Annotated in this window: 1 protein-coding gene; it reads left to right on the plus strand. The window is 31.8% G+C overall.

Going from position 1 to position 1,250, the window contains the following annotated elements; genetic code table 11:
• Window positions 1-1,250, plus strand: a 1,250-nt coding sequence (locus tag OU788_RS12315; RefSeq protein ID WP_274635437.1) for a TonB-dependent receptor domain-containing protein, incomplete at both ends; no start/stop codon positions are given.

Genomic DNA, 1,250 nt, shown 5'->3' on the forward strand with positions numbered 1-1,250 from the left:
GAAACTAATAGTTCAGATATAAAACTGACTTCGACTAGTAAAAACAAGATCGTGCTTCCTGGCTTATTAGAATTTAATAACTTTATAATCAATTTACCTTCTTCGTCTTATACTGATAAGAGTAGATTGGAAAGTTATTTTTCTCAAATAAATTATGATTTCAAAGATACTTACTATCTTTCTGCTTCTATCAGAAGAGATGGTTCTTCTCGATTTGTTAAAAATAAATGGGATACTTTTGGCTCTATTGGTGGTGCTTGGATAATTTCTAATGAAAGTTTTATTGAAAATTCAAACTTTATAAAGTTTTTAAAACTTAAAGCCAGTTACGGAATTATTGGTGAGCAAGCTGGTGTAGGTTATTATCCTGGCCTTACATTATCTAATATTAATAACTCAAATGATGAAATCTCTATAACAGAAGATTTTGTTGGTAACCCTGACTTAACTTGGGAAAAATCTAAAATGTACCAAGTTGGTTTAGAAAGTCAACTAAGTAATTTCTTAGATATAAATTTAGATTACTACATTAAAGATACTGAAAACTTATTATTTGATAAGAGATTAAATATTGGTTCTGGTGTAGCTATTCAAGATGTTAACGATGGAACTTTAAGAAACTCAGGTTTAGAATTCGATATCAATGCTAAAATTATTAATAAAGAAGACTTTAAATTAGGAGTTAGTTTAAATGGAGAATTCCTTAAAAACAAGCTGACTGCTATGCCTATAGATGTTTCTACAGGAGAACAAAAAGTTATTGATATTGATGGAGTATTTGGTAGAACTAAAGGAAGATCTTTATATGATTTCTACACTCGTGAATGGGCTGGTGTAGACCCTGCAAATGGAGCTCCAATGTGGTACGCTTATTATTATGATGCAAACAACGATGGAGTATTTAATGAATCTGATGATAGTGAAGTAATTAATTCACTACATGAATACCAAGCAGAATTCCCTGACAGAACGTTAACTAAAACAGTAACAAGTAATTCTGCAGTAGCAACACGTCAATTCTTAAATAAATCTAGTATCCCAACTGTAAGAGGAGGTTTTAGGCTAAACATGTCTTACAAAAACTTCGACTTTAGCTCTCAACTAATTTATAGTTTAGGAGGTTATGCGTATGATGCCGCTTATGCAGATATGATGGGTAATGGTAGAGTTGGTAGTTGGAACTGGCATAAAAACATTCGTAACCGTTGGCAAAATCCTGCAGACATAACCAACGTACCTGCTTTAACAAA

Source organism: Tenacibaculum sp. L6, from assembly GCF_028823685.1.
Lineage (GTDB): Bacteria > Bacteroidota > Bacteroidia > Flavobacteriales > Flavobacteriaceae > Polaribacter.